The sequence below is a fragment of the Streptomyces chrestomyceticus JCM 4735 genome (genome assembly GCF_003865135.1).
In the GTDB taxonomy this organism is placed as follows: Bacteria; Actinomycetota; Actinomycetes; order Streptomycetales; family Streptomycetaceae; genus Streptomyces; species Streptomyces chrestomyceticus.
Map to the genome: position 1 here is coordinate 81,983 of NZ_BHZC01000001.1, position 22,354 is coordinate 104,336.

Here is a 22,354-nt window from a genome sequence, read left to right on the forward strand (position 1 = left end):
CCATGAGCCCAGTTCTCATTGCCGCGGCGGGAGTCGTCGTACTCCTGGTCCTGCTGGCCCTCGTCGTGATCACGCGGTACAAGGTCGCCGGCCCCAATGAGGCGTTCATCATCACCGGCCGGCGCGGAAGGAAGTCCACCGACCCCGAGACCGGCCGCATCTCCATCGACAACAGCGGCCAGAAGGTCGTGGTCGGCGGCGGCGTCTTCGTCGTCCCCTTCGTCCAGCAGCGGTTCACCCTCGACCTGTCCAGCCGGCACATCCCCGTCGCCGTGCGCGGCGCCGTCACCCTGCGCGGCGTCAAGGCCAACCTCGAAGGCGTCGCGATCGTCAAGGTCGGCGGCACCGAAGACGCCATCCGGGCGGCCGCCCAGCGCTTCCTGCAGCAGCAGGACGGCATCGTCGGCTTCACCCAGGAAGTGCTCTCCGGGGCGCTGCGGGCCATCGTCGGACGCATGTCGGTGGAGGACGTCATCCGCGACCGCGCCGCCTTCGCCGGCCAGGTCGCCGAAGAGGCCGAGACCAGCCTGTCCGGCCAGGGCCTGGTCCTGGACGCCTTCCAGATCCAGGACATCACCACCGAAGGCTCCTACCTGGAGGACCTGGGACGCCCCGAGGCCGCCCGCGCGAAGCAGGAAGCCGACATCGCCGAGGCCAACGCGCGCCGTGCCTCCGAGCAGGCCCGGCTCAAGGCGGCCGAGGAAATCGCGGTCGCCGAGCGGACCTTCGCCCTCAAGCAGGCCGAGATCCGTGTGGAGACCGAGTCCGCCGCCGCCAAGGCCGACGCAGCCGGCCCGCTGGCCGAGGCCGCACGCCGTCAGGAAGTCCTCAGCGAGCAGGAGAAGGTCGCCCAGCGCCAGGCCGCCCTGACCGACCGCGAGCTCGACACCCAGGTCCGCAAGCCCGCCGACGCCGCGCGTTATCAGGCCGAGCAGGAGGCCGAGGCCCGCCGGGTCGCGCTGGTCAAGCAGGCCGAGGCGGACGCCGAACGCGCCCGCCTGACCGGTGAGGGCGAAAAGGCCCACCGCGCCTCGCTCGCCGACGCCGTGCGCATCGAAGGCGAGGCCGAGGCCGCCGCCATCGCCGCCAGGGGCGCGGCCGAAGCGGAGGCGATGTGGAAGAAGGCCGACGCGTTCGCCCAGTACGGCGACGCGGCGGTCATCCAGATGCTGACCGATGCCTTGCCGCAGGTCGTCGCCAAGGCGTCCGAGCCGCTGAGCGCCGTCGACAAGATGACGGTGATCTCCACGGACGGCGCGAGCCGGCTCTCTCGTACGGTCACCGACAACGTCGCCCAGGGCGTCGAACTCCTCAGCTCCACCACCGGAGTCGACCTCGCCAAACTCCTGAAGAACGTCTCCCGGCGCGCGACAACCCGCAAGCCCGGCGCGGCGGGGACCGCACCGGCCACCGCCGGCGATAAGAACACAAACAGGGCCGCCTGACTCCGGCCCGCGACAGCCCTCGCAGAGACCCGGGCCCCGGCCGGTGTACCTGTCGCGCGGGACCGGAAGACCTTCGGTCCCCGCCCCTGTCGGAGCGGCACTGCTCTTGCAGGGACGTCTCATACTCTCGGGTGGCTCCATGGACGGGCTGAAGACAGCCGCTGCGGGCACGACGGGTGACAGCGGGAAGACGATGCGGCTCACACAAGATGACCGACGACCGACGGCGGATCCAGACGCCGGTGTAATTCGGCAACCCCAAGATCCTTTCACCTTGTTGAGACGCCTGCTCTTCCGTTCGCTCCCGTACCAGGGGTCCACCCATGACCACCCGGACTGCGCGGACGTCCAACCTGGGCGGTACGACAGTGAGGTGGGTGAGAAGCCGACCTGGCAGGCCGGGCCGGGATACGACAAGGATCGCTGACTTCCCGCACTGCACTCACCGCGTCCCACCCACCGCAGGCCCATCGACCCAAAGAAAGGCCAAACGATGCCCCGACCCCGCCCCCTTGTGAACGCTGTGGGAGCTGGCGCCATGCCCGCCACATGGGCCCGGTGGCGTCAGCGGAAGATCAGGTTCGGGGAGGAGCCCGCCCCACCGGCTGATGACGAACGGTGGCTGTGCACCTACGTGAACCACTGCGACGGCCAGCGCACGCCGCCGCCCTTCTGACCGCTCCGTCCGTCTGCACGTCGTCCGCCCCTCTCGCGGACGGACCGAGCCCGCTGCGCCCCGGACCACCCAACCTTGCAGGCCAGGCCGCCAGCCGGTTCTCCCGAGCCGTCCGGGTCCGCCCTGCGTACGAACCTGTGACCGTGGAGGAGACATGACCACCACCTGTGCCCGACGTACGTCCCGCGGCGCGTACCTGTGCATCGCGGGCCTGCAACAGCCTGACATCCGCGGCGTCCCCACCCTCCTCGCCCGGTCGTGCGTGGCTCCGGAGCGGGGACGTAATGTCGCCGGCCTGGAAGCCGCAGCCCTTCGGAGGCACCAGTGATCGCGCACGAGTACAGAGTCAAGGGAGCCCGCGCCATCGGCGCGCACCCGGGCGAGCGCGGGCCGTTCGGACCGTACGGCGGTGACAACGAACACCAGGAGGACGAAGATGCGCCCAGACGAACGCTGCTCTCGGGAAGAACGCTCGCGCCTCCCTGGGCGCTTCGCTCGCACCGCGTCGCGACGCCCCTTCGACCGGCGGAGCCGTCGAGCATCGACCGGCAACACTTTTCCGGCTACTCGTGACTTCTTGGAGATTTCCTTCAGGCCACCGGGCAGCACTCGACAACAAAGCCCTCCGGAAGGAGCGCCGATGCACTCCAGACGTACCGTCCTGACCACCGCCGCGGCCGCCGCCTGTGCCATGGGTACGGGCGGCGGCGCCGTTCACGCCGTCGCTTCCGGCCCGCGTGCCGCAGGGGCCGCCGATGCCCGCGCCCGCGCGGCCCGGCTCGTTTCCCGGATGAATCTGGAGGAAAAGGTCGGCCAGTTGTTCGTGATGCGGGTCTACGGGCACTCCGCGACCGATCCGGACCCCGCCGACGCCGAGGCCAACCGCAAGGAGACGGGCGTCTCCAACGCCGCCGAACTGGTCGCCAAGTACCACCTCGGCGGCATCATCTACTTCGGCTGGGCGCACAACACCCGCGAACCCCACCAGATCGCCGACCTCTCCAACGGCATCCAGCGGGCCGCCGCCGCCCAGCGCGTCCCCGTACCGCTGTTGATCTCCACCGACCAGGAGCACGGGATAGTGGCACGGATCGGCGCGCCCGCCACGCTCTTCCCCGGCGCGATGGCGCTGGGCGCCGGGCGCTCGCGCGAGGACGCCCGTACGGCCGGCCGGATCGCGGGCGAGGAGCTGTACGCGATGGGCATCCGGCAGGACTACGCGCCGGTCGCCGACGTGAACGTCAATCCCGCCAACCCCGTGATCGGCGTACGCTCCTTCGGTTGCGAGCCGAAGGCGGTGGCGCGGCTGGTCACCGCGCAGGTACAGGGGTACCAGCGCGCCGGGGTGGCCGCGACGGCCAAGCACTTCCCGGGGCACGGCGACACCGACACCGACAGCCACGTCGGGCTGCCGTACATCCGGCACACCGCCGAGGAGTGGGAGCGGCTGGACGCCCCGCCGTTGCGGGCCGCGATCGAGGCCGGCATCGATTCGGTCATGACGGCGCACATCGTCGTGCCCGCCTTCGACGCGAGCGAGGACCCGGCCACGCTGTCCCGGCCGATCCTCACCGGCGTCCTGCGCGAGCGGCTCGGTTTCGAGGGTGTGGTGGTGACCGACTCGCTCGGGATGCAGGGCGTACGGACGAAGTACGGTGACGCCCGGGTGCCGGTGCTCGCGCTCAAGGCGGGGGCCGACCAGTTGCTCAATCCGCCAAACATCGCCGTCGCTTTCGCGAGCGTGCTCAAGGCGGTACGGACGGGCGAGCTGACCGAGCGCGCCCTCGACGAGAAGCTGATCCGTATTTTCCTGCTCAAGCAGCGGCGCGGGCTGTTCGACGATCCGTACACGACGCACCGCGCGGTGGAACGTTGCGTCGGCACGCGGCGGCATCTCGCCACGGCGGACCGGATCGCGGACCGCACCACCACGCTGCTCGTCAACGACGGCGGGCTGCTGCCGTTGTCCCGGCGCGCGCAGCGGCGTCTGCTGGTGGCCGGCGCCGACGCGGCGCCGCCGTCCGGGACCGGGGGCCCGCCCACCACAGTGCTCGCAGAAACCTTCAGTCAACTGGGTTTCACGGCCACCGCGCTCCCCACCGGCACCGCACCCACCCAGGAACTGATCGACCGGGCGGTTGCGGCGCTCCGTACACAGGACGCGGCGATCGTGACGACGTACAACGTCACGGCAGCGTCGTCGCAGCGCGCCCTGGTCGAGGCACTGCTGGAAACCGGCAAACCGGTGGTCCAGGTGGCCGTACGCAATCCGTACGACATCGCGCAACTGCCGGGCGTACGGGCGGCGCTGGCCACCTACTCCTGGACGGACGTGGAACTGCGGGCCGCGGCCCGGGTGATCGCCGGGCGCCGCGACCCGGAAGGGAAGCTACCGGTACCGGTCATGCGGGCCGACGCGCCGGGGAACGTCCTCCATCCGGTCGGACACGGACTCTCGTACTGAGCTGCCGGCCAGTGACCGGCGGCTGAGATTCAATTGAGGAAGCTTCGGGACGTCGGCACCGGGAGACGGTACGGATGCAGACTGCTGAGCTGTTCGAGCAGGAGGTCAAACCGCCCGAGGTCGCCCGGCGGCTGCGTGAGCCGGAAGTCGGCCTACCAGTGGCAGCATCTGTGGCGGCCGGGCGGTGCCGGCGGCTGCTTTCGCGGGGGCCGGTGCCGTCTGTCACCACGCTGTCTGGAGAAGCTTGCCGGGTATCTCGATCAGGGCCCAGCCGCGTACGGCTGGACGGAGGACCAGGTGTGGGCGGCCGCGCGGGTGGCCACGCTGGTCGGCAGGAAGTTCCACGTCTCCTACAGCGTCTCGGGCGCGACGCGGCTGATGCGCCGGCTCGGGTTCACCCCGCAGATGCCCGCACGGCGGGTGGCCGAGCGCGACGAGCAGGCCGTGACCGTGGGGAAGGAGGCGACCTGGGCCGAGGTAAAAGGTCCCGGGCAGCCTGCGGGGGCTACCTCTGCTTCGAGGACGAGGCAGGCTCCACCCTCCGGCCGCCCAGCGGACGTACCTGGGGCCGACGTGGCCACACCCCGGTCGTGGCCGTCAGCGGGCGGCGCTCGGGACGCCTGTCGGTGGCCGGGCTGATCGCCTGGCGGCCGGGTTCCCGCACCCGGCTGTGCCACCGCCTGCTCACCCACCCCGCGGGCAAGGGCACACGACGCAGCATGAGCGAGCGTGACTACATCGCCCTCCTGAACAGCGTCCATCAGCTCGTCAAGGCACCCGTCGTGCTGGTGTGGGGCCGGCTCAACACCCATGTCTCCAAGACGATGCGGGAACTGATCGCCGGACGCGACTGGCTGGCGATGTTCCTGTTGCCGGCCTGCTCACCACAGCTCAACCAGGTCGAAGGCGCATGGGCACACATCAAACGCAGCACACATCAAACGCAGCCTCGCCAACCTCGCCGTCGTCGCCTCCACCGTCTCGAGACGCTCGTCCGCGACCGGCTCAAACGCCTCCAGTACCGGCCCTGCATCCTCGAGGGGTTCATAGCCGGAACCGGCCTGCCACTGGACACACCAACATCACCCTGACACGCCGAGATCAGTAACGGACTCGAGTCCGCCTTCGGTACTGCGGACCGCCGCCTGAACGGCCCCCTCCCGCCGTCTCCGTGGCCTCGACAGTCCCGGGCCCGGCCGGTCGAGTTCACCAGGCTGGGGACCAAAGTCCCGGTTGTCACGCCAGAAATACGGGCCTCATCGACAACTGGCCCAGCCATCCGGCTCACAGGCTCTGGGACCAAAGCCCTGATTCTCGAAGTTTTGCCTGTTCAACCTTTGCGCCCCGCTGCTCGTATGCCATCGTCATGCTTCAAATCCCTGGCATATGCCCCAGGGGCCTGTGAAGCTGCCTACGAAGAGTCGCCATGAACCATCGCCAGCGCATGGCCAGCACCATCGCCGCCACCATCTGCGCAACCGCACTCACGCTCAGGGCCGCACCGCCGCCTTCGCCAGCGACATCTTCTCCCCGGCGGAGCGGACCGCGGCCGTGATCGAGAAGGCCATCGGCACCACCGACAGCGCCTCGGCCCCAGGCACCACGGTTCCCCAGCGTTCCGCCGGGGGCGCCAAGGCCGGCACCACGACTGGTGACGCCATATCCATCGTTGCTGACGACTCCTCACCGCGAGCCGTCGGACGGCACCCGATTCGGGGAGGTCACCCTTTGTCAGTCACTGGAGGGCGGACGTGAGCGATCCCCAGGCGCTGAAAGATTCCTTCGCCATCGTCTGCGAGGCGGGGGACGAGGTTTCGCAGTACTTCTACTCCTACCTGTTTCTCATCGCGCCGGAGGTCCGACCGATGTTTCCGGTGGCCATGGGGGCCCAGCGCGACCGGTTCGTCACCGCACTCGGGCGGATCGTCGCGGAGGCGGACGACCCGGACCAGCTCATTCCCTTCCTGCAGCAACTGGGCCGCGACCACCGCAAGTTCCAGGTGGTCGCCCAGCACTACGAGGCGGCGGGACAGGCGCTGCTGGCCACGCTGGCCTACTTCCTGGGCGACGCCTGGACCCCGGAACTCCAGCGTGGCTGGACCGAGGCGTACGCCCTGGTGGCCCGCACCATGACCCAGGCCGCCGAAGAGGACAGCGCGGTGAATCCGGCCTGGTGGAACGCGCAGGTGGTGCGGCACGAGCAACGCGGGCCCGATCTGGCGGTACTGACGCTGCGTCCGGACAAGCCGATGGCATACCAGGCCGGGCAGTCCGTGATGGTGGAAGCCCCGATGCTGCCCAGCACCTGGCGGCCCTACACCCCGGCCAACGCGCAGCGCGCCGAGGGGACCATCGAGTTCCATGTGCGTGCCGTCGACGGTGGCCTGCTCAGCCCCGCCCTGGTGTACGGGCTGCGCAAGGGTGAGGTGCTGCGCCTGGGCGCTCCGGTCGGAAACCGGCTCACACTGCGGGCGTCCCAGGGCCGGGACCTGGTGCTGATCGCCGGCGGCACCGGCCTGGCCCCTCTGCGGGCGCTGGTCGAGGAGATCGCGCAGCATGGACCGTACCGCCGTGTGGACCTGTTCGTCGCAGCACGCGACAAACACGGTCTGTACGACCTGTCCGCGCTCAGGCAACTGGCCCAGGTTCATCCGTGGCTTCGTGTCACTCCGTTGGTCGGCGCCCATGCCGGCGCCTTCGACAACCGAAGCCTCGCCGGCCCGGTCCTGCACTCCGGCGCGGGGGATGAACGCTCCTTCTACATCTGCGGTTCGTCGGCCATGGTCTCCGCCACCGTGCGTGATCTGGCGGACGCAGGAATCCCCGACAACCTGCTGCACTTCGAAGACGCTCGGTGATCGGAGACAAGTGAACGAGACAGGAGCTGACCAGCCACAGGTGTCCCGGGAGCGCTGGGTGACGCCTGAGGCTCTGCGATCGATGACCTTCCCCCGCGCGCCCCTGATCCGTCGTGGCTACGGTGAAGAGGCGGTGCACGACGCGCTTCGGCGCTGCGCCCAGGCACTGACCGCGCTCACGAAGGAGAACGACCGGCTGCGGGCGGACATGCAGCGTCACCGGGACTGGATCCGGGCGAACAACATCGGTGACGGCAGCAGCCTCACCGGGGTGCCGCCCGTGGACGCCGTGCTGCAGCAAGCTCGCGCTCAGCAGTCGGCCGAGCAGACCATCACCGCGGCCCGGGAACAGGCCCGCAACATGTTGCAAGCCGCCAGGGCACAGGCCGAGGCGATCCTTCAGCAGAGGTGGGTACAGACCGCCCAGTCGCCCGAACACGACCAAGAGGAGATCCAGCGCCTCTTCTCATAGCTGCGCCAGATCGCACAGTCGCTGACCGGCACCACGGACCAGTACGACACCAAACGCCCCGCCTCCTCCCTAGCGGCGCCCGCCACCCCAAAGTGGCCTGACCGGTGCGTACCCCTCTTGTCCCCGCGTATCTGGGCGTGTGGACAGCCTGAACCTGGCGCGGAACCGGTCGGTGGGCGGGCTGCGGGCGTGGTTCGGTAGGCCACCGAAGGTGTGCACACTCCGTGCAGGCCCCACAAACTGATGCACTGGCGGACCGTGTGGCGCATGCCCCGCCTGGGGCGCCCGCCGATCGTTTAATTCCATGTGTGGGCTTGTTGCAGGCGTTGAGTGGGTCGACCAAGTGCCGGTGGGTGTCCCAGCTTCTTGTCGGTCAGGCCAGGACCCCTGCGCGTGCGGCGAGACCACGTAGTTCCGGCGTGGTGCGCCCGGAGACCAGCAGCCCAGAGATCAGCGACTTCACAGCGGGGCGCGCGTACGTCTCTTCCGGTGCTTGCTGTTCTGCGGCCATCGGAGCCGGGCGGCCGCGCTCCCGGCCTGACCATGTCCTGGCCGACAAGGTTTACACGTCGCGGTACAACCGGTGCCCTCATCATCTGGCTCCGCACACGATCCGAGAAACAGCACCTGCCGGTGCGCGACGGTAGTCGTCGCCTGCCGTCTCCCACTCTTCGCCGGGCCGGTGGACGCGGCCACCGGAGCCGAGTCGTCCGGGACAGCGTCGGCGAAGCCCGGTGCTGGCGCGGTGCCGGGCGAAATGACGGGACTGCGCCGACCGGTTCCGGGGCGTTGGCATCACGAACAGCCGTGCGCTCACCTCGGTACGACCGCGCCCCGACATCGTTGTCAAGACGCGGCCTGCGCGAGCGTACCTCTATTGGGTGCGGTGGGCCCCGAGAGGGCACCGTACGCCGAGGCGTGCGGTCGCCTTACGGCGTGTATACGGCGTCACTGCCGTACAACTCCCTGGTGAAGGCCGAGACCTCGGCGCTGCGGTCGGTGCCGTCGAGGTTGTACGTGAGGTATACGCCGTACCCTTCGCGGACGGTGCGGCGAGCGAGGCCGGCGGACGTGCTCTGCGAGGTCCGGCCGATCTCGACAGCCGCCGGTGAGAGCTTCGACTTGGGCAGGGCGATGCGGGGGGCCTGCCAGGTGCCGTAGTACGGGTTCCAGGCGTAGTCGAACTTGGAGGAGACGTCGACGCCACCGTAGGAGAGGCGGGAGGCGGACGGACCGATGTTGTAGAGGCTGATGATCTTGTCTGGCAGGTTCGTGCGGAGCGCCGTGACCAAGTGCACGAACGAGCTGCTGTTGGGCCCGCCGGTGCCGTTGGTGCCGTACTTGGCGTACTCGTCGTCGAAGTCGATGCCGTCCAGGCCGTACTCGGTCACGGTGTCCGACAGTTGTTTCGCGAACGCCGACGCTGCCTGCTGTGACGGGAAGTTGGCGAAGCCGGCGCCCTGGTGGTTGCCGAGCACCGAGAGGACGACCTTGATGCCTTTGCGCTGCAACGGCCGCACCTCGGTGGCAACGTTGTCAAGCACGCGCTGCACGTTCGGATTGAAGTGCAGATATGCCGTCTTCGTGTCCGTGTTGTAGTTGATGTTCGCTGCGAAGATCACGGCGACGTCGAAGGCGTTGCCGCCGCCGTTGGCGAGGGTGTACTTGCCTACGTTGAGCATGCTGTGGTCGTTCACCTCGACGTAGGCCACCGAGACCGGCCCCCGCTTCTCGGGAGCGGAAGCGGGGGCCGCCACCGCGCCGGCCGGGGCGGTCACGCCGAAGGCGAGGGCCGCGATGGCCGAGAGCGCGAGCGCGGCCGTCCGCCCTCTGCGCCGTAACAGATGCAACATGGGTGATCGCCTCTCCCGTCGTAGGACCCGGCGCCCGACCTGCTCGACAGCGCCGGACGGATCCTGCGTGTTCTACACCCCGCCCCGGACGTTTCGGAAGGGGTCCGCAGACGTGTGAACGCCCGCGGTGTCAACGACGGCGCGCTAGTTGCCGCACCGGGCCGACAGGACCGACGCGCCTTCGGTCGCGGACAGGGCGCCGACGGCCGCACCGAGTCCACCAGGTGTGTCGCTCCAAGCTGACCATTGCGCGGTCATGCAGCAGAAGAAGGGAAGCGGCGCCTTCGCCTCCCGGACCCGGCGCGGTAACCTTTACTTACCGGCCATGGTAAGTAAAGGTTACCAAGGAGGTAGTGCCATGACTCCGGTCCCAGAGCAGGCCCTCGAAGCGGTCGGCCGGGCCCGCAACGCCGAACTGGCGGTGCGCATCAGCAACAAAGCCCGGGCAACACTCGCCCACGAGCGCACCGCCTGGGCGGCCATGGCCGCGGCCGACGCCGGCGCCTCCCATCGCGCCATCGGCGCGAAGCTGGGCATCTCCCATGTCGCCGTCGGCGCCCTGGTCGCCAAGGCCCGGGCGCTTTCGCCCCCCGTGGAAGGGCGCGCCGGCCGCAGCCCGCTGCACATCGCCATGCGCTACGCCGCCGGCGAGCTCGACCGGGACACTCTGATCGAGGCCCTGGCCACCTGGCCCTACACCCCGACCGGCGCGTTCACCGAAACACTGCCCGACGACCGGGCCATGCCGGCGGCGCCGGGTACCTTCGAGGAGGTGCACAACGCGCTGGTCCAGGGCTATGTCGACCAAGACATCTTCGACGCGATCCTGCGCCGCCGCGCCGAGCAGCGGTAACGCCCAGCCCAGGCTCCCCGGCGGCCCCCGGAGAAGGTTTTTGCCCACCGTGCCCCGAAGCGGGCCGCAACGGCCGGCTGAGCCTTGACCCGCCCACGGCGACGATCCGCACCCCGCAGACAGTGGTTCGTCCGACATCGCAGGCTGGCCACAGCCCACTGACGTCCGGTCCCGTAGCGCCACGCAACCCTCGTCGGCGCCTGGCGGGCCTGGACGTCCGAGCCGGCCAGGGGCGCATCGCGGTCATCACCACCTGGCCCTCCTCGGGCGCCGGCAGGTCCAGCATCCTGCCTCCTGCTGCCGCTCGGTGTACCGCTTGCCCACCTACGCGTCCTCGGTGCCGAGCCGCGCGGCCAGGTGTCGACCACCGGTCACGGCGCCATGTGCGTGTCCTCCAAGAACAGGCCGACGCACCGCACCGGGCACATCTGGAACGCGGACCCGAGCTGGTGATGCTCCGTCCGCCGCAGGGCGATCAGGCGCCGGTCCACATCGTCCGGGAAGAAGAACCACTTCAGCTCGGGCCTCGTCGGCTCCTCGGCGGACGTCCCGTACGCCTCAGCCTGCTCATCACTCAGGATTCCACCCGCACGAGCCGGACCGCAGCCGGTTCCGGAGCAGGCCCGGAGGCGTTTCACCGAGCTCCAGCGGCCAAGTGGAATACTGTGCTAGACGATCATGGTCGTTCTCGCCGACAACCGCTGTACCGAGTACCGAGGCCGGTCTACTCGCCTGTCGGCAGGGCGTCGAGGGCGATCTGCCATGGAAACTCGTGGGGCCAGCCCTGCCTCGGCGGGCGCGGTACGTACTTGCCCTCGCCGAGCAACACGTTCACGCCTGCCTCGCGCAGGGTTTCGATGTTCCGCTCGAATGCGGGGTGGCGGGCCTGTGCGGTGTTGAAGCCGGGGAGAGCGACGATCGGCTTTCCCAGTCCGATGGCCTCGGTGATCAGGCCCAGGGCGAGAGTGTCCGCAGTACCCGCCGCCCACTTGTTCAACGTGTTGAAGGTGGCGGGCGCGACGAGGATGGCGTCCGGCGCGGGCAGTTCGTCCGGCTGCGAGGGAAGTTCGAAGGAGTGACGCACCGGGTGGCCTGTGAGCTCGCGCAACTTTTCGATCTCCCCCTCAGCGTCCTCGACGGCCCACCGGTACGCGGCCGGGGTCAGGATGAGGCAGACGTCCCAGCCCGCTGCCTGGGCCGCGCAGATGCCAACGGAGACATGGCGAACGGGCGGCGCCGCGCAGGCGACCAGATACAGAGTTCGGCGGTTCACTCGGCCAGTCCACATCGGGTCGCAAGAGCCTGCAAGCGCCTCTCGGCGCCATCCACCCCCAAGATGCGCAGATCATCGACTAGTTGTTTGGCCCGCGGCCGGCAGAGAACTTCCTCCTTGGCCTCCCGCTCAGCTTCGAGGAGAGTGTCGACGGCCGTCTCACGGCGGCCTACCTGCTGATAGGCGCGGGCAAGGTCGACGAGGTGGTGAGCACGCCGTTCGCGCGGCAGGGCCGTACGAGCGGCGGCGCGAATCTCCGCGGCCACCGTGACGGCGTCCTCGCCTTCCGAGAGCTGCACGGATGCCGCCACGCGATACAGGCCAACGTTTGTGGCGCCGAAGGAGGTCCACCTCCGCGCGCCGAACGGGGCCGGCGCCCCGTCGTCGTCGCCGAGCTCGGCAGCGTAGTCGTCGGCCTGGTCCAGATGGACGGGTACGGCCGTTGCGGCGCGAATATCAGGCGCGCACCGAGCGGCGCCGGCCTGGGCCATGGCGGCCTTGAGGTAAAGCGTCCCGAGGACCGCCAGGCCGTCCGGACCGGCTGCCGCCAGACCGGACGCAAGGCGGCCCGCAGCAGCGACAGCGAAGGCAGTAGCGGCTGGGGCCTGGCCGTGGTGGGTCATCGCAACCGAGAGGTGGCACTCGGCGAGCCCCATCATCACGGGATCTGTGGTCCTTCCTCACCCACACCGGCCTGACCAGCCATCCACCACACCCACCGAATACACGAAAAAGATCAGTAAGGGATCACAGAGAGACAAGGTGTTGCTTCCCGTCAAAGGACGCCACCGCAGCCCACCTTGGATGTTGTGATGTGAGCCTTCACCGAGGGCTGAGACCAACGTGCGGTGCAGTCGCAGGTGTTGTTTCGCATAGCGCGGTGAGGGGCCCTGGGGTGGCCGCGTGGCCACCCCAGGGCCCCTCACCACGTGCATGGACTATGAGCGTGAAGCCTGGGCGAGGTATTGGGTCTGATCGGCGGGCGGGGCCTGGATGTGCACGGGGGCGTTGATGTTCTTGACCGTGGTGGTGAGGTCCAGTGGCCCCTGGGCGGTGGTGGCCTGCTGACGGAACTTGACGAGCTGGTGGTCGGAGGTGGCCCACAGGTCCATGGTGATCTTGCTGACCTTCATGGCTTTGAACTTCTCCAGGGCCTTGGTCTGCTGTTCGTTCAACCGCGCGGCCTCGAGGGCGTTGATGTCGAAGGTGCCCTGGTAGTGGGTCGTCCTTGTTCCGTTGACGGTTTCGGTTCCCAGTTTCTTCACGCTCTTGGTGCGGGACAGCAAGGCGGCCTGAGCGGCCGGGTTTTGCTGCTGGGAGGACGGTCCAGCCGCGGTGAAGGGGTTGGCGCTCTGTCCGGTGGTCTTGGCCAGTTGTTTCATGTCCATCTTCAGCCACCGCTTACCCCCCGCGGCCCGCGCTTGGCCGGCGTCGACATAGACGGCCCCGTCGACCATGCGCAACACCATCTGCCGGCCCGGTGCCTTTGCCGACTTCATGGTCATTTCCATGGTCTGGGCCTTGAGATCCTGAGTGCCGTCCAGCGCCAGATGTTCGACACCGGGCATTCGACCGCTCATCGTGTACGACATCGTCGTGATCTTCGCGCTGGTGTCGGCCACCGCCTTGACGGCCTTGGCCGTGTCCTCGGGTGAAGCGCCCTTGCTACCCGTGGCGCCGGAGGAGTCCGAGCCGCAACCCGTCACCACCATCAACGCTGCTCCTGCGAATAGCACCCCCACGCCCCAGCGTCGTGAAGGGGTCAGCCATATACGGGAGTTAAACACTTTTTCCTCCAGGAGTTCGAAATGCTTTTTCGGAGACGCCCGGTCTGATCTCACGCTGGCCAGAGCACCCTTCGTGACACCTTCTCGCGGAAGGCGACGCGACTGGAGTTCGCAGAGAGCCTCGCGATGCAGCACGAACCTAACCCCAATTGAGCCACGCCCACAGGGTAAACGCCACAATAATTCCGACCGACATCTGCACTGTCAATCTTTTGTTTGCCGGCCCCGCTTTGCTGCCCGGTGTGCCCATCGGGTCCTCACCTTGCTTGACCGCTATCCGCAGGTCCGCACGGCGCCCTATGACGCCGATGGTAAATGCCAACAGCCCGGTAGAATACATGGAGAGGAGCTGTTCGATGTCATGCCCCCGCAACTTCCCCATTGACATCAGAAAAACGACCCCGACGAGGGGAATTGCAGCAACCTGATACCTCGAGCCGGGTGTTGGCAACATGGGCAGCCAGACGGCGAGAAAGAGGACCGTCAGAACGATAGCGATGACCCACCAGACGTTTTCGGAGAAGTGCGGGGCATACAAGATTTTCTCCCTTACCGCTGTGGGGCTCGCGAGCGGGCCCCACAGCTCAGATATGCAGAGGGGCAGTCAGCCGAACAATTCGGTGATGCCCGAATAGATCGAGCCGACGGCGTCTCCGAGGGCCTGCTTGGCCCTCGTGCCCACCGACGGCACTAGACCGGCTCCTGCCGAAACGGCGTCCTTGAACTTGCCACCGACATAGCCGACGGTGGTACCGGCCACGGCGTTCCAAAATTGCTTGCTATCGACATCATAAGCAACGCCGGTGTAGATCGTGCTGGCGATACTTGTCGCGAGGGACACGCCGCCCAAGACGAAGCTGGCGCTCTGTGCGAGGCCCGGGGCCGGGATCAGGTTTGCTCCCGCCGCGAGCCAGCCGGTCCAGGTGCTGACGTTGCTCAGGAACTCGGCGCCGTCGCACCAGTCCTGTTTACCAGGCGGGCAGTCGCCGCTGCCGTCCTTGTCGACGGGCAGTTCGGCTTTGTCGTTCTTGGCGTCGTTCTCGGGCCGCTGGTTCTGCTTCGCGGCTTCCTCGGCCTTCTTGCGTGCGGCTTCTGCGGCCGCGCGCTGCTCGGCCTCGCGCTTGTTCTGGGCGATCTGCTTGGCCTCGCTGGCGGCCGCACGCGCGGCCGCGGCGTCCTTGCCGGCCTCGAGGGCGGCTGCCTTGGCACGGCCGGCCGAGGCCTGAGCGCCGGCTGCGGAGGCCACTGCCTGCTGTGCGGAAGCGGTGGCCTGGGTGGCCGAGTAGTTGGCCTGGCGGGAGGCGACCTGCGCCTTGGCGGCCGCGGCCTTGGCCGTCTTGGCGGAGGCGGCCGCGGAGGCGGCCGACTTGTCTGCCTGGCTGGCGAATTCCTGCGCCCGGCTGGCGTGGCCCTGGGCCTCCTTCGCCTTGGCCTGGGCCTGAGCGGCGTACTTCTTGGCCTCGTCGGCCTTGCCCTGGGCGCGGGCCGCGGCCTCGAAGGCGGTCTGGGCGTTCTCGTACGCCAGGGACGTGGCCTTGGCCGCGACGCTGATCTGGGCCTGGATCGCCGCGGTGTGGGCCGCCGCGTCCTGGTCCGCCTGGGCGGCGCGGTACTGGGCACGCTCGACGAAGACCCGGCGCATGGAGTCGGTGCCCTCGAGGGCGACCTTCGCGGCGGCCTTCATCATCGGGCCGCCCTGCTCCAACTGCCGCAGCGCCTGGAAACGGTCGTCCTCGGCCCGCGCCTTGGCGTAGCCCTCGGTGAGGAAGGAGCGCAGCGCCTCGGTGGAGCCGTCGTTCATCGCCTTGGTCGCGGCGTCCTTGACGCCCTTGCCCGCCTCGTTGATGATCTTAAGGATCTGGAAGCGGTATTCCTCCTTCTGCCCCTCGAAAGCCCCCTTGGTGAGGAATTCCTGTACCGCTTCGGGGCCCTTGGCGAGTGCGGCCTCAGCCGCTGCCGCCGTCTTAGGTGTGCCGATCCGGCTGTAGTAGACGGCCTTCTCCCGGTCGTCCTGGTGCTCGGCGTCGGCCCGGTCCTGCTTGATCCAGGCTTTGATGTCCTCGTCGGTGCCTGACAGGGCGTCCTCGGCCGCGGTGCGGGTCCAGGTGCCGTGGCTCGCCAGCAGGTTGACGGCCGCCTGGCGCGCTACCTTCAGGGCGCCCTGGTCGTCGTTGCCGAGCTTCTCGCCGGCCTCGGAGAGCAGCTTCTTGGTCTGCTCATCTGTCTGGGCGGCCTGCGTCTGCTGCTTGGCCAGCTCCGGTTTGAGTTCGTCTTCGAAGGCTTTGGCGCTGCGTGCCTGCTCGAGCGATGCGGCGAGGTCGGCCTCCAGCATCTTCTTCTCGGCTTCGCGGGCGACGTTGTAGATCTCGGTGGCCCGCTCGGTCGCATCGGCCGCCGTCTTGGCGGCATCCAGCGCGGCGGCGGCGTGGGCCTTGGATTTGTCGGCCGCGTTCTGTGCCTTGCCTGCCTCGTCTGCGGCTTTGTCGGCGGCCTTGGCCGCCGCCTCCGCGTGCTCCGCCGCGGCATTGGCTGCGGCGCGGGTCTGGCGGGCCGCCTTGGCTGCCTGGTTGGCCAGGGAGACCGCACTGTTGGCGGCGTTGGTGGCGCGGTTGGCCTCGGCGCGGGCTGTGGCTGCCGCCCGTCTGGCGTGGGCCGCTTCGGTCTGGGCGATGCCGGCGCTGGCACTCGACTGCGCGGCGGCTTCGGCCGCTGCGGCCGCGTTGCGGGCGGCGCTGGCCGCTGCGGCGCCGGACTGGCCGGCGGCCGCGGAGGCGTTCGCGGCCTGGTCGGCCGCGGCCGCGGCGCTACGGGCGCCTGCTGCCGCGTCCCGGGCCTGCTGGGCGGCCTGGCGGGCCGCCTTGGCCTGTCCCGCGTCCGATACGGCGGCGTTCGCCGCGCGGTAGGCGCGGGATGCGGCCTGGCTCGCGGCCGCGGCGGCGGAGGCCGCGTTGGACGCGGCACGGGCCGCCGTACGGGCTGCGACGACCGCGTTGTTGGAGGCGCGGATGGCGGTGCGGGCCGCTGCTGCTGCACCCTCCGCGGCCTGGGCAGCCTGGGTGGCGAACCGGCCGGCCTGGTCCGCGTTCGTCTTGGCCTTCTCGGTCTCCCGCGCCGCTACCTCGGCGGCCTTCTTGGCGTTCTCCGCAGCCTTGTCCGCTACCTTGGCAGCCTCCAGCGCCGCGTCGGTCTGTACCTTGGCCTTCTTGCCGGCCTCGGTGGCCACTTGGGCAAGTTGCGAGACCGTCATCGACTCCTGGTCGCGTGCCTGGGCCACTTCCAAGCCGTGTTCCAGGAACTCGGCGACGTCTTCCGCATCCCCGTTCATCGCGCGCGTGGCGGCCTGCTTCACAGCGGGGCCGGCGGAGTTGACGAGCCTGAGGATCTCGAACCGGTTGTCCTCATGGACGGCCTTGCCCAGGCCCTCCTGCAGGAACTTGTCCAGAACCTCGGGTCTGCCGTCCTCCAGGGCCCGCTGGCCCTCACGGTTGACGGCCTTGCCACCTGCGTTCATGGCGCGCAGAACCGCGAACCGCCGGTCGTCCTGGAGCGGCTTCTGGTAGCCGTCCTTGACGAAGGCGAGTATCTCCTCGTCGGAGCCGGATATGACCTTATTGGCAGCTTCGGCGACTCCCTTGCCGGCGTCCGCCATCGTCTTGAGAATGGCGAACCGGGCGTCCTCCACCTCGGCCCGGCGCAGCGCTCCGCCCAGGAACTCGCTCATGTCGGCGTCCGAGCCGGTCAGCGCCTTGGCGGCCGCACGCTTGGTCGCCGCGCCGCCCACCTTCCACGCTGTCACTGCCTGAGCGCGGCCATCGGTAGCAGGTGCCGCTTCCCCGGGCTGCGCCGGGAGCGCCGCGGCCACGGACGTTCCGAGCATCACCGCAGCCGTGGACAGGGCGGCCAGAGCGATGCCCCGCGCTCTTGGCCGCCGCATCCGCCATGGTGTATTTGAGGCTTTCATGCCAACCACTCCTTGCTTGCACTCGACCCCGCAGGGCGCATGAAAGCTCGTATGCCTCATGCATGATCGCGGCCGATCCAGGTTGGGCAAGTCGGATGTTTCACGCCAAGGCAGCCTTAAGTGGCGGCGTCCCCTGTGCCATCTGCCGGGCCTCTACGGCAAGTTGCGCCCCTCAGTCGGGGCAAATGGTATGCAGAGCGGCGTAGGGTGCTTATACCACTAGAACACGCATCAGTAGCAAATCACCTGACTAGCTGCCATATATGATGTTCAGTGATAAACATACTCAGGTAGGGCCTTCCGGCCCTCTTAAGTGCTTCACCGACCTGGATGCGAGTCATCGATGCGAATATCCCAGCGCCTGTCGGTCATCGGCCTTGCTGCCGGCGCACTCGCTGCCGGCGCCCTCCTGCTGAGCGGGGTGGCCGATGCCGCCGACCATGACCAGAACACAGGCTCCCGCCCGACCCGGACCTCCGCCCCCTCCGCCGAGCAGCCGTCAGCCGTCGAGGACTTCTCCTATCCCGGAGCCGAGAAGATCCTCAAGGAGAAGGGCCTCAAGCTGAAGCGCGGTGACGGGCACATCCTCCTCGCCGACTGCCACAACAGCCCGAACCTGCTCAGGTTCATCGCCCGTGACCGCGAGGACTTCTGTTTCAGGGTGCTCGGGGACAGCGGCTACCTCGAACTGGAAGTCCCCAAAGTTGGCGGAGTACAGAGCTACGGCTACCAGGCCAAGGTCAACATGACGGTCGGAACGGACACGAAGACCTACGACATTCCGCGAAACGAGATGCGGGGGGTCGGCGAGAACGCTGACCCCGCGGGCCGGCAGCACACCTTGGTCGAGATCTTCGCCACCAGGTAACACCACCGCCGGCGCCACCACCCGCCGCCTCACGCCTCATCGCACTACGCGGAATGGAGAGAAAGATGTCCAGCATAGGTACCCGCACCGGATGGCTCGCGGGATTCCTCACCACCACTGTCGCGGCGGGCGCGCTGACGGTGACCGCCCCCGCCCAAGCCGTCTCCGGCACTCCTGCCGCCGGTGCCTACACGTTCGCCGCCAAGCTGGACATCGGGGGTGGCCAGCGCAGTTGCTCGGGTGCGCTGGTGGACCGCGAGTGGGTGCTCACAGCCGCCAGATGCTTCGCCGACAACACGAGCGTCCCGCAAGTCGCCGAGGGCGCACCGAAGCTCAAGACGACGGTGACCGTCGGCCGTACGGACCTCACGACCTCGGGTGGAACAGTCACCGAGGTCAGCGAGCTGGTGCCGTACACCGGGCGGGACCTTGTGATGGCGAAGCTGGCCAAGCCGGCCAGCGGGATCACTCCAGTGGAGATCGGTTCGGATTCGCCCCGGCAGGGTGAGGAGCTGAAGGTCCTCGGCTTCGGCCGGACGAAGACCGAGTGGGTGCCGGACAAGTTGCACTCGGGCACGTTCACGGTGGGCTCCGTCAAGGGCGGGAAGCTGAACGTCACCGGCAAGGACGCGGCGGTGTGCAAGGGCGACACCGGTGGTCCGGCGCTGCGTGAGCAGGATGGCCGGGTCGAGCTGGTCGGCGTCAACAGCGCGTCGTGGCAGGGCGGGTGCCTGGGCACGGACACAGCCGAGACGCGTACGGACGCGGTCGGCGCCCGTGTGGACGACATCAGCACCTGGGTGCAGAAGGTCCGCTACCGGCCGGTCTTCGCCTCCGCGCCGTGGGGCAAGGCCACCCACGTCGCGACCGGTTACTTCACCGGTGGTTCGGCGGGCGGCACCCGTCACATGGACATGATCGTGCGCTGGAACGACGCCGAGGTGACCCTCTACCAGGGTGCGGAGGACAAGGACGCCAAGGTGCCCTTCGTCGCCGAGTACCAGCTCGCGGCGCCCAACACCCCGACGAAGAAGAGCACCTGGGACTTCGCGCGGCAGATCACCGGCGCCAGCTTCGGTGACGGCTCGGACGGTCTGGTGGTGCGCTGGAGCGACGGTGAGCTGACCCAGTACACCCACGTGGACAAGAACGGTTTCCACGGGGAGAAGATGCTGGCCAAGAGCGCGGACTGGACGAAGGCCGCGCAGATCACCGCGGGTCGCTACACCGCGAACGCGCAGCGCGACGACCTGCTGGTCGTGTGGAACGACGGGCATGTCACGCTCCACCCCGACCTGGACACCAACGGTGTGAAGCCGGCGGCGCAGAAGGTTCTGACCAAGGCGAACACCACCTGGCCGCACGCCACGCAGATCACCTCGGGCGAGTTCACCGGCAAGAAGACCGCGGACCTGCTGGTGCGCTGGTCCGACGGTGAGGCCACCATCTACCCGGGCGTGGACACCGCCGGCTTCCACGGCGAGACGCAGATCCGCCCGCAGAAGTCCAACTGGCTCGACGCCACGGTGGTCGGCGCCGGTGCCTTCGTCGCCAACGACCGGCCCAACGACGTCCTCGTGCGCTGGGCCAACGGCACGCTGAGCATGTACCCGGGCGTCGACGCCCAGGGCCTGCACGACGAGGTCAAGATCGTCGGCTGAGCCGAGCCCTTGACCGGGCCCCGGAGGCCGCTGCGCGGCAGCGCCCCTTCGGAGGCCTTTCGGCGGGATGCCCGCCCGGTACGGCACCGGGCCGGCGTCCCGCCCCGCCACTCGCGGCACCCGGACCGGCGGCACCGCACACCAGCCCCTCCTCACCTCGTACGCCAAGGCCCCGTATCCCCGTGAAAACACTCCCCCCGACGCGTGCTCTGCCCATCCTCGTCGCACGCCGGGTGCGGCAGGGCCTGTGCGTGTGCACTCCGGCCCCAACCTCACCACCGCTGTCCCCATCAACCCCCTGCCGCTCGGCCGGCCTGCCGACCGAGCCGACCCTTCTCCGAGAGCACCACATGCGACACATACTTCGCCTGCGGGCCGCTGCCATCGGCGCCTGCGCTTCGGTTGCCCTTGTCGCCCCGACGACTACCGCTTTCGCCGCACCCCCGAGTGATCCGCCCACCGTCTCCCGGCCGTCGGGCAATGTGCCGCCCGAGCAGGTGCGCAAGGCGCAGGAGGCGCAGCGTTACTGGACACCGGAACGTATCCGCAGTGCGGTGCCGGTGGGGCCGGCCGAGGCCGGAGCGAAGAGTGAGGGCGACCGGCCGACCTCGGGCGGACGGAGCAAGCGGTCGGCGGAGCCCACCCATCAGGTGGCGGAGGGCATCCCTACGGTGGGAGTGTTTCTGCTGCGTGGCGAGGGCGGCAGCGCCACACCCGATCAGTTCTGCACCGCCAGTATCGTCACCTCCCCGACCAAGAGCCTGGTCGTCACCGCGGCGCACTGTATGAAGGGCAACGCCAAGCTGCGTAACGCCGCTTTCGTACCCGGTTACCGGGCGGGGACGTCGAAGGCGGGGCGGACCGGTGAGACGCCGTACGGGATCTTCCCGCTGCAAGACGGCAAGGTCTGGATCGACCACCGTTACCAGGAAAACACCGACGACGACGTGGACTTCGCCTTCCTGCGGGTCGGTCCCAACACCAAGGGGCAGCTTCTGGAGGACGCGGCAGGCCAGGGCAACACTCTTGCCTTCGTCGACTCCGGCCAACTGGCCCGCGAGAGCGTGACGGTCGTTGGCTACCCCAGCGGCCAGAAGACCCCGCTGGCGTGCGCCAATGACACCCGCGCCTTCCAGGGGCGGTTCATGGAGATCCAGTGCGACGGCTACCGTTCCGGCGTCAGCGGCGGGCCGTTCCTGGAGGACTTCGACGGCCGGCGCGGCAACCTCGTCGGCGTCATCGGCGGCTACAAGACCGGCGGCCTGTACGACCACACTTCCTACACCTCGCAGTTCGACGAGGACGCCACCTGGCTCTACCAGCAGGCCGTCGCGAACCTGCCGCTCGACGGCAAGTACACGATGGGCAGTGCCGGGACCTGGAAGCACGCCCGCGCCATGACGGCGGGCAGCTTCCACTCCCCCACGGCGCGCAAGGGCACCAGCGACCTGATCGTGCGCTGGTCGGACGGGGAGGTATCCCTCTACCCCAGCAACGGGAAATACGGGTTCGCCAAGGACGTGCAGCTCGCCAAGGACGCTGAGTGGAACAAAGCCCAGGTGATGACCGCCGGTGACTTCACCGGCGATAGCACCAGCGACCTGCTGGTGCGCTGGGCCAACGGCAAGGTCACCATGTACAAGGACGTCAACGAGACCAACAAGCTCAAGAACGCCATCCAGCTCAAGGCGCCCAACAGCACCTGGACCCAGGCGGTGAGGATGGCCGCCGGGCGCTTCGGCGGCGGCAACACCCGCAGCGACGACGTGGTGGTGCAGTGGGCCAACGGCCGCGTCACCTTCTTCACCAACGTCAACGCGGCCGGCTTCCACACCGAAAGCCGCCTCATGCCGCCCAACGGCACCTGGCCGCACGCCCGCGACATCGCCGCCGGCGACTTCAATCCCGCCATCGGCGACCAGGACCTGTTCGTCCGCTGGTCCGACGGCGAAGTCACCGTCTACGACAACGTCGGCGCCCGCGGCTTCGCCGCCGAGCACCAGTTGCGCCCCGCGAGGTCGAGCTTCCGTTCCGCCGCGTCAGCCGCGGTCGGCGCCTTCGGCGGCGGGACCGCTCGTAGCGACGACGTGGTCGTCCTCTGGCCCGGCGGCCGCCTCACCATGAACAGCGACACCACCACCTCATCCATCGCCCGCGAGCGCACCCTCGTCCCCAGCCCCTGA

Annotated in this window: 15 protein-coding genes and 2 pseudogenes; 10 read left to right on the forward strand and 7 right to left on the reverse strand. The window is 68.9% G+C overall.

Going from position 1 to position 22,354, the window contains the following annotated elements; all coding sequences use genetic code 11:
* Positions 1-2 precede the first annotated feature (2 nt).
* From EJG53_RS00390 to EJG53_RS00415, 6 genes and pseudogenes are all read left to right on the forward strand, one after another.
* Positions 3-1,445 carry a flotillin family protein gene (locus EJG53_RS00390; RefSeq protein WP_244954892.1) on the forward strand — a complete coding sequence of 481 codons (1,443 nt, stop codon included), beginning with the start codon at positions 3-5 and terminating at the stop codon, positions 1,443-1,445.
* Positions 1,446-2,275: 830 nt separating this feature from the next.
* Positions 2,276-2,449, forward strand: coding sequence for a hypothetical protein (locus EJG53_RS40520; protein WP_154806347.1), 174 nt, complete (start codon positions 2,276-2,278; stop codon positions 2,447-2,449).
* Between the two features lie 312 nt (positions 2,450-2,761).
* Positions 2,762-4,585, forward strand: a complete 1,824-nt coding sequence (locus tag EJG53_RS00395) for a glycoside hydrolase family 3 protein (RefSeq protein WP_125042840.1) — start codon at positions 2,762-2,764, stop codon at positions 4,583-4,585.
* A gap of 32 nt (positions 4,586-4,617) precedes the next feature.
* A pseudogene (locus tag EJG53_RS00405) lies at positions 4,618-5,676 on the forward strand (IS630 family transposase).
* Positions 5,677-6,336: 660 nt separating this feature from the next.
* Positions 6,337-7,443, forward strand: coding sequence for a globin domain-containing protein (locus tag EJG53_RS00410; protein WP_125042841.1), 1,107 nt, complete (start codon positions 6,337-6,339; stop codon positions 7,441-7,443).
* Positions 7,444-7,501: 58 nt separating this feature from the next.
* Positions 7,502-7,915 carry a DivIVA domain-containing protein gene (locus tag EJG53_RS00415; protein ID WP_167514999.1) on the forward strand — a complete coding sequence of 138 codons (414 nt, stop codon included), beginning with the start codon at positions 7,502-7,504 and terminating at the stop codon, positions 7,913-7,915.
* 929 nt (positions 7,916-8,844) lie between these two features.
* On the opposite strand, the gene EJG53_RS00430 is transcribed toward EJG53_RS00415, so the two are convergent.
* Complete coding sequence (locus tag EJG53_RS00430) at positions 8,845-9,768, reverse strand: endo-beta-N-acetylglucosaminidase H (RefSeq protein WP_125042845.1); 924 nt, start codon at positions 9,766-9,768, stop codon at positions 8,845-8,847.
* Positions 9,769-10,126: 358 nt separating this feature from the next.
* On the opposite strand from EJG53_RS00430, the gene EJG53_RS00435 reads away from it, so the two are divergent.
* Entirely contained in the window at positions 10,127-10,621 is a 495-nt protein-coding gene (locus tag EJG53_RS00435; RefSeq protein WP_125042847.1) for a hypothetical protein, read from the forward strand.
* 327 nt (positions 10,622-10,948) lie between these two features.
* Here EJG53_RS00435 and EJG53_RS00440 read toward each other — a convergent pair.
* From EJG53_RS00440 to EJG53_RS00465, 6 genes and pseudogenes are all read right to left on the reverse strand, one after another.
* Positions 10,949-11,202: pseudogene (locus EJG53_RS00440) on the reverse strand (DUF4158 domain-containing protein); the annotation flags it as partial.
* Between the two features lie 143 nt (positions 11,203-11,345).
* Entirely contained in the window at positions 11,346-11,894 is a 549-nt protein-coding gene (locus EJG53_RS00445) for a flavoprotein (RefSeq protein ID WP_244954893.1), read from the reverse strand.
* Positions 11,891-12,556: a hypothetical protein gene (locus EJG53_RS00450; RefSeq protein WP_125042851.1), complete on the reverse strand. Its 666-nt coding sequence runs from the start codon at positions 12,554-12,556 to the stop codon at positions 11,891-11,893. The genes EJG53_RS00445 and EJG53_RS00450 overlap by 4 nt, the downstream gene beginning before the upstream one ends.
* Before the next feature lie 276 nt (positions 12,557-12,832).
* Positions 12,833-13,606, reverse strand: coding sequence for an SCO4651 family lipoprotein (locus tag EJG53_RS00455; RefSeq protein ID WP_125042853.1), 774 nt, complete (start codon positions 13,604-13,606; stop codon positions 12,833-12,835).
* 214 nt (positions 13,607-13,820) lie between these two features.
* Entirely contained in the window at positions 13,821-14,219 is a 399-nt protein-coding gene (locus EJG53_RS00460) for a hypothetical protein (protein ID WP_125042855.1), read from the reverse strand.
* Positions 14,220-14,285: 66 nt separating this feature from the next.
* Complete coding sequence (locus EJG53_RS00465) at positions 14,286-17,477, reverse strand: ALF repeat-containing protein (protein WP_167515000.1); 3,192 nt, start codon at positions 17,475-17,477, stop codon at positions 14,286-14,288.
* Positions 17,478-17,985: 508 nt separating this feature from the next.
* On the opposite strand from EJG53_RS00465, the gene EJG53_RS00470 reads away from it, so the two are divergent.
* The 3 genes from EJG53_RS00470 to EJG53_RS00480 all read left to right on the forward strand — a co-directional run bounded on the left by EJG53_RS00470 (position 17,986) and on the right by EJG53_RS00480 (position 22,354).
* Entirely contained in the window at positions 17,986-18,510 is a 525-nt protein-coding gene (locus EJG53_RS00470) for a hypothetical protein (protein WP_125042859.1), read from the forward strand.
* 65 nt (positions 18,511-18,575) lie between these two features.
* On the forward strand, positions 18,576-20,171 hold the full coding sequence (locus tag EJG53_RS00475; protein ID WP_125042861.1) for a S1 family peptidase: 1,596 nt from the start codon (positions 18,576-18,578) through the stop codon (positions 20,169-20,171).
* 350 nt (positions 20,172-20,521) lie between these two features.
* Positions 20,522-22,354: a trypsin-like serine peptidase gene (locus tag EJG53_RS00480; RefSeq protein WP_125042863.1), complete on the forward strand. Its 1,833-nt coding sequence runs from the start codon at positions 20,522-20,524 to the stop codon at positions 22,352-22,354.